4 protein-coding genes are annotated in these 6,695 nt (G+C 70.6%); 3 read left to right on the top strand and 1 reads right to left on the bottom strand.

Annotated features, from left to right (window positions below):
* The first annotated feature begins 83 nt into the window (after window positions 1–83).
* Together AWZ10_RS05270 and hflX are read left to right on the top strand one after the other, a co-directional pair.
* On the top strand, window positions 84–1,565 hold the full coding sequence (locus tag AWZ10_RS05270) for a M1 family metallopeptidase (RefSeq protein ID WP_060890561.1): 1,482 nt from the start codon (window positions 84–86) through the stop codon (window positions 1,563–1,565).
* Between the two features lie 181 nt (window positions 1,566–1,746).
* Entirely contained in the window at window positions 1,747–3,243 is a 1,497-nt protein-coding gene (gene hflX / locus AWZ10_RS05265; RefSeq protein ID WP_046705373.1) for a GTPase HflX, read from the top strand.
* Between the two features lie 230 nt (window positions 3,244–3,473).
* On the opposite strand, the gene AWZ10_RS05260 is transcribed toward hflX, so the two are convergent.
* Window positions 3,474–4,703: a trypsin-like serine peptidase gene (locus tag AWZ10_RS05260; RefSeq protein ID WP_107308014.1), complete on the bottom strand. Its 1,230-nt coding sequence runs from the start codon at window positions 4,701–4,703 to the stop codon at window positions 3,474–3,476.
* A gap of 376 nt (window positions 4,704–5,079) precedes the next feature.
* On the opposite strand from AWZ10_RS05260, the gene AWZ10_RS05255 reads away from it, so the two are divergent.
* Complete coding sequence (locus AWZ10_RS05255) at window positions 5,080–6,570, top strand: diaminobutyrate--2-oxoglutarate transaminase family protein (RefSeq protein WP_046707876.1); 1,491 nt, start codon at window positions 5,080–5,082, stop codon at window positions 6,568–6,570.
* Window positions 6,571–6,695 lie beyond the last annotated feature (125 nt).

The following is a 6,695-nucleotide window of genomic DNA, read 5'->3' as shown; positions in this document are numbered from 1 at the left end:
CCGGCAGACGGCGGGCCGCTCGTTCGGGTGGGCCCGCTGCGAGTCGGCGGCGCGGAGCACGAGCGCGCTGGTAGCGGTGGTCCATGCCGCTCACCCCACGCTCCGGGAGCCGCCGCGTCCAGGCCGCGCTGCTCGCCTCCGCCGTCTCCGTCTGCCTGATCGCCGCGAGCGCCCCCCCACCCGCCGTGCCCCTGGGCGTCGGCGACCGGCTCTTCCCGCACCTCGGCAACCCGGGATACGACGTGGAGTCGTACGACCTCGCGTTCACCTACCCCGGCAGCAACCGCGAGCCACTCACCGCCGTCACCTCGATCGACGCCCGGACGACCTCCCGTCTGGAACGGGTCAACCTCGACTTCTCGCACGGAAAGGTCGGCTCCGTGGAGGTCGACGGGGAATCCGCCGCCTTCACGAGCGCGGGCGAGGATCTGGTGATCACACCCCGCGAGCCGCTACCCGAGGGCAGCCGGACCCGCATCACCGTGCGGCACACCAGCGACCCCGTGTACACGGGGGACGAGGAGGGCGGTTGGGTGCAGACCGCCGACGGGCTCGCCATGGCCAACCAGGCCGACGCGGCGCACGTGGTGTTCCCCTGCAACGACCACCCCTCCGACAAAGCGATGTTCACCATCCGTGTCACCGTGCCCGACGGCTACACGGCCGTCTCCAACGGCCTCGCCACCGCCACGGACCGCGCCCCCAAAACCACCACCTGGACCTACCGCACCGAGCACCCCATGGCCACCGAACTGGCCCAGGTCTCCATCGGCCGCTCCGCGGTCCTCCACCGCACCGGACCCCACCGCCTGCCCGTACGCGACGTGGTCCCCGCGAAGGACCGCGCGAAACTCGAACCATGGCTCCAGAAGACCCCCGCCCAGATCGAGTGGATGGAGGGCAAGGTCGGCCGGTACCCCTTCGAGACGTACGGCGTCCTGATCGCCGAGGCGCAGACCGGGTTCGAGCTGGAGACACAGACCCTCTCCCTCTTCGAGAGGGAGTTGTTCGTCAGGCCCGAGTACCCCAAGTGGTACGTCGAGTCGATCATGGTGCACGAGTTGGCCCACCAGTGGTTCGGCAACAGCGTCAGCCCCCGCACCTGGTCCGACCTGTGGCTCAACGAAGGACACGCCACCTGGTACGAGGCCCTGTACGCCGAGGAGACGGCCGGCCGGACCGTGGAGGCGCGCATGAAGGCCGCCTACGGCGCCTCCGACGGCTGGCGGACCGCCGGAGGGCCGCCGGCGGCGCCGAAGAAGCCCAGGAACGGCCAGAAGATCGGCATCTTCCGGGCGAACGTCTACGACGGGGCCGCGCTCTTCCTGTACGCCCTGCGCGAGGAGATCGGCGGTCCCGCCTTCGCCCGGCTCCAGCGGGCCTGGGTCGCCGTTCACCGGGACGGAGTCGCCTCCACCGCAGACTTCCAGGAACTCGCCTCCGGGATCGCCGGACGCGACCTGGGCGGCTTCTTCCACGCCTGGCTGTACGAGGTGAAGACGCCACCCATGCCGGGGCACCCCGACTGGAAGTCGGCCCCGGCGACGGTCTCGGCGAAGCGGTAGCCGTCGATCCACCGGGGTGTGGCTCCGGCGTGGAAGGGAAATAACCCGGTGACGAGACGGGGCGTCCCGTGCGACCATCTTCGAGTCGGCGGCGGGAATCTCCCGGACGCCCCGGGCGTTGTCACCAGTGACGGATCGTGATCCGTCCGCCCTTCGGTATCCCTTTCGACGTAAGGACCCAATGACCTCCTCTTCTTCCCCTTCCCAGGCCGCACAGAGCGCCTTCGCGCAGAACGACCCCGAGAATCTTCGGGCCGATGCCCTGATGGAAGAGGACGTCGCCTGGAGCTTCGAGATCGACGGAGAGCGGGACGGCGACCAGTTCGACCGATCCGACCGTGCGGCCCTGCGCCGTGTCGCGGGCCTCTCCACCGAACTCGAGGACGTCACCGAGGTCGAGTACCGCCAGCTCCGCCTGGAGCGCGTCGTACTCGTCGGTGTCTGGACCACGGGAACCGCGCGGGACGCGGAGAACTCGCTGGCCGAGCTGGCCGCCCTCGCGGAGACCGCGGGTGCGCTCGTGCTCGACGCGGTGTTCCAGCGCCGCGACAAGCCGGACGCGGCCACCTACATCGGTTCCGGCAAGGCCAACGAGCTGCGGGACGTCGTCCTCGAATCGGGCGCGGACACCGTCATCTGCGACGGTGAGCTGAGCCCCGGCCAGCTCATCCACCTCGAAGACGTCGTCAAGGTCAAGGTCATCGACCGTACGGCCCTGATCCTCGACATCTTCGCCCAGCACGCCAAGTCCCGGGAGGGCAAGGCCCAGGTCGCGCTCGCGCAGATGCAGTACATGCTGCCGCGGCTGCGAGGCTGGGGTCAGTCGCTGTCCCGGCAGATGGGCGGCGGCAAGGGCGGCGGCCTCGCCACCCGTGGTCCCGGTGAGACCAAGATCGAGACGGACCGGCGGCGGATCCGCGAGAAGATGGCGAAGATGCGCCGGGAGATCGCGGAGATGAAGACCGGCCGCGAGATCAAGCGCCAGGAGCGCCGCAGGAACAAGGTGCCCTCGGTCGCCATCGCCGGTTACACCAACGCCGGCAAGTCCTCCCTGCTCAACCGCCTCACAGGCGCGGGCGTACTTGTCGAGAACGCGCTCTTCGCGACCCTCGACCCGACCGTGCGCCGGGCCGAGACCCCGAGCGGGCGGCTGTACACCCTGGCGGACACCGTCGGCTTCGTACGCCACCTGCCGCACCACCTCGTCGAAGCGTTCCGCTCCACGATGGAGGAGGTGGGCGAAGCCGACCTGATCCTGCACGTGGTCGACGGTTCGCACCCCGCGCCGGAGGAGCAGTTGGCCGCCGTGCGCGAGGTCATCCGCGACGTGGGTGCGACCAAGGTGCCCGAGATCGTGGTGATCAACAAGGCGGACGCGGCCGATCCGCTGACGCTGCAGCGGCTGTTGCGGATCGAGAAGCGTTCCATCGCGGTCTCGGCCCGCTCCGGCCAGGGCATCGAGGACCTGCTCGCCCTGATCGACAGCGAACTGCCGCGCCCCTCGGTCGAGATCGAGGCGCTCGTGCCGTACACCCACGGCAAGCTCGTCGCCCGCGCCCACACCGAGGGCGAGGTGATCTCCGAGGAGCACACCCCGGAGGGCACCCTGCTCAAGACCCGGGTGCACGAGGAGCTGGCGGCCGACCTGGCCCCGTACGTTCCGGCGGCCACGGCCTGACGGTCGACCGATGCACCTGTACGTCCGACGGTCGACCGGTCCGTCGTGCCTCGACGCCGAATGATCTTTGTCCGTACGTCCCGAAGGCCCGCCCCCTCCACCGAGGGGCGCGGGCCTTCGAGATGTGCAGGGGCACCGGCCGCTCGGTGTACCCGCGCGCCATGAGGAGACGGACGCAGGGCGCGCGGCATGCATTTCCACGCGCCCCCGCCGTCACCGCCTGCGCGGCATCACTGCGCGAACTTGTCACTCACCGCCTGGTACACGCCCTCGGCGTCCTTGCCCAGCCGCGGCCCGGCCAGCCAGCCGGCGCTCACCGGTCCGATGGAGGTGTTGGACACCAGCGCGGGCTGACCGTCCGAACCCGTCGCCACCCAGCCACCGCCGGACGAACCACCGGTCATGCTGCAGCCGATGCGGTACATCGTCGGATCGGCCTCGACGAGCGAGAGCCGCCCGGGCTTGTCCGTGCACTGGTACATCGTCTCGCCGTCGTACGGAGCCCCGGCCGGGTAGCCCGTCGCCGTGATGCTCTCCACCTGCGGGACGGCAGGCGCGTCGAAGTCCACCGGCAGAGCCGAACCGACCATCTCCTCCAGCGACTTGCCCCCGCTGCCCTCCTCCGGCGTCACATGGATCACCGCGAAGTCGTACGGCGCTCCGTCACCGCCCGACTGGCCACCCTGCTCGATCCACTGGTCCGAGGTCTGAGCCCAGTCACCCCACCAGACGCCGTACGGAGCGACCTGCTCCTTGGTGGCGGTCTGCAGCTCCGACGCCGACATACCACTGTCGTTGTACGAGGGCACGAAGGCGATGTTGCGGTACCAGCCGCCCGACTTGCCGGCGTGCACGCAGTGGCCGGCCGTCCACACGAGGTTGGACTTGCCCGGGTTGGCCGGGTCCTGGACCACGGTCGCCGAGCAGACCATCGTGCCCTCGGGCGCGTCGAAGAACACCTTGCCCGCCTCGGGCGCGTTCGCGTGGTACTCCGTCGACACCGCCTCGGCGTCGACGGACTGCGGCGTCGGGTCGGTCACGCCCTGGTCACCGGTGAGGTCGCTCTCGTCGACCTCCTTCTCCGGCTCCTCGGCGTCCCGCATCCGGTCCGGGTCCCACAGGTCCTCGATGATGGGGTTGACGTAGTCCTCGGCCTCGCGCAGCCAGTCGTCCTTGTCCCAGTTCTTCCAGGCTCCGCCCCGCCACTTGTCGAGGTCGATCCCGTGTTCCTTGAGCTTGTCCTTGATGTCGTCCGGGATCTGGATCTTGCCGTCACCCGCGCTGCCGCTGTCCTGCGCGGACGCCGACGCGTCGGCGTTCGCCGTGGTGTCACCCGAGCCGCACGCCGTTGCGGTCAACGACAGAACCGTGGCAAGGCCGACCGCGGCCAGAACGGGGGAGGTTCGGCGGCGCGTGCTCCTTCCGCGACGAGTGGCGAAGAGCGGTCGTATGGGTCGCATGGTCTGGACTCCCCCTGGGGCGTAAGAGAACTCTGTGGTGCCGAAGCGGATCGCGCACGGCTCCTCCGCGCGCCCACCGCCCCCTTGTACGTAACCGACACGCCATCGCGCGGCTCCGTACACCTGCTTCTTCGTACGTAGTCGTCGTACGCGCGGCTTGGTACGGATCCGCCGAGCCGCGTCCTTCGGAACGGCATCACACACTATGCGGTCGTTGTGGGGGACATCCGATGGAACGGCAACGGTTCCGTCACGGCAAGGATCTTCGTCTCACCCGCTTCCCCGTGCGAGTCGCGTCGTTGGTATGGGCGGGGGACCCGCCGGTGCTCGGTGACCCCTGCCAACTCGCCTCTGAACAGCGGGAGGAAGTGCAGTCGTGGCGGTGACCGAGTCTGCGGTGGCGCGGGTGGGGCGTGAGCCCGAGCGAGCGCGTTCGGGGCACGAGTACGAACCGGAGCGCACACGACGGGAACCCGACGGGGCGCGCTCGGCGCACGAGGGGATCCTGCGGCGGCAGGCCGCCCGAGAGTCGGCGGCGCGCACCTACGCGCGAGCCCTGCCCATCGTGCCTGTCCGCGCACGCGGGCTGACCATCGAGGGCGCCGACGGCCGCCGCTACCTCGACTGTCTGTCCGGCGCGGGCACACTCGCCCTCGGCCACAACCACCCGGTCGTCCTCGAAGCGATCCGCAAGGTGCTCGACTCGGGCGCTCCGCTCCATGTCCTCGACCTGGCGACCCCCGTCAAGGACGCCTTCACCACCGAACTGTTCCGCACCCTTCCGCCAGGGCTCGCGGACCGCGCACGCGTCCAGTTCTGCGGACCCGCCGGTACGGACGCGGTCGAGGCCGCCTTCAAACTGGTCCGGGCGGCGACCGGACGCACCGGAATGCTCGCCTTCACCGGCGCTTACCACGGCATGACCGCCGGGGCACTGGAAGCGTCCGGAGGCTCCTACGACGTACGGGTGGCACGTCTGCCGTACCCGCAGGACTACCGCTGCCCCTTCGGCATCGGCGGTGAGCGCGGCGCCGAACTCGCCGCCCGCTGGACCGAGTCCGTCCTCGACGACCCCAAGTCCGGCGTACCGCTGCCCGCAGGCATGATTCTCGAACCCGTCCAGGGCGAGGGCGGCGTCATCCCCGCCCCGGACGGCTGGCTGCGCCGGATGCGCGAGATCACCGCCGCGCGCTCGATCCCGCTGATCGCCGACGAGGTTCAGACGGGCGTGGGCCGCACCGGCCGGTTCTGGGCCGTCGAGCACAGTGGAGTCGTCCCCGATGTGATGGTCCTGTCCAAGGCCATCGGTGGCAGCCTCCCGCTGGCCGTCGTGGTCTACCGCGACGACCTCGACGTCTGGCAGCCCGGCGCCCACGCCGGCACCTTCCGCGGCAACCAGCTCGCCATGGCCGCCGGCACCGCCACCCTCGCCCACGTCCGCGAGAACGGCCTCGCAGAACGCGCCGAAACCCTGGGCGCCCGCATGCTCACCCGACTCCGCGGCCTCACCGACCAGTTCACCTGTGTCGGCGACGTACGGGGACGGGGGCTGATGATCGGCATCGAAATGGTCACCCCGGACGCACCGCCTCCCTCCGACGGCACCGGCCCGCGCCCACCGGCGCCCTCCCTCGCCACCGCGGTCCAGCGCGAGTGTCTCCGCCGCGGCCTGATCGTCGAACTCGGCGGCCGCCATGCCGGCGTCGTCCGCCTCCTCCCACCCCTCACGATCACCGACGAACAGACGAACGCCGTACTCGACCGCCTGACGGACGCGATCGCCTCGGTAGCGGCCACCGCCGAACGAGGCTCCGTGAGCCCGACGCCCGAGCGAGCCGGAGGACCCGGACGCCCGCCCGACGGCTGACGGCTGAGCCACCCCGAACAGCTGCACGAAACGGCCCCCACCCCGCCTGCGAGCCAGCCGCGCACCCCAGGTACCGCCCCACCGCACCACCCTGACCACCCGCACGGCGGCGATGCTGGAGGGGG

Source organism: Streptomyces europaeiscabiei (assembly GCF_001550375.1).
Lineage (GTDB): Bacteria > Actinomycetota > Actinomycetes > Streptomycetales > Streptomycetaceae > Streptomyces > Streptomyces europaeiscabiei.
This window is presented reverse-complemented; position numbering and strand designations above follow the sequence as displayed.

What these genes read in the sequence shown, in the direction of transcription:
- hflX (WP_046705373.1), top strand. Translation starts at nt 1,747, where the DNA reads ATGACCTCCTCTTCTTCCCCTTCCCAGGCCGCACAGAGCGCCTTCGCG.
- AWZ10_RS05270 (WP_060890561.1), top strand. Translation starts at nt 84, where the DNA reads ATGCCGCTCACCCCACGCTCCGGGAGCCGCCGCGTCCAGGCCGCGCTG.
- AWZ10_RS05260 (WP_107308014.1), bottom strand. Translation starts at nt 4,703, where the DNA reads ATGCGACCCATACGACCGCTCTTCGCCACTCGTCGCGGAAGGAGCACG.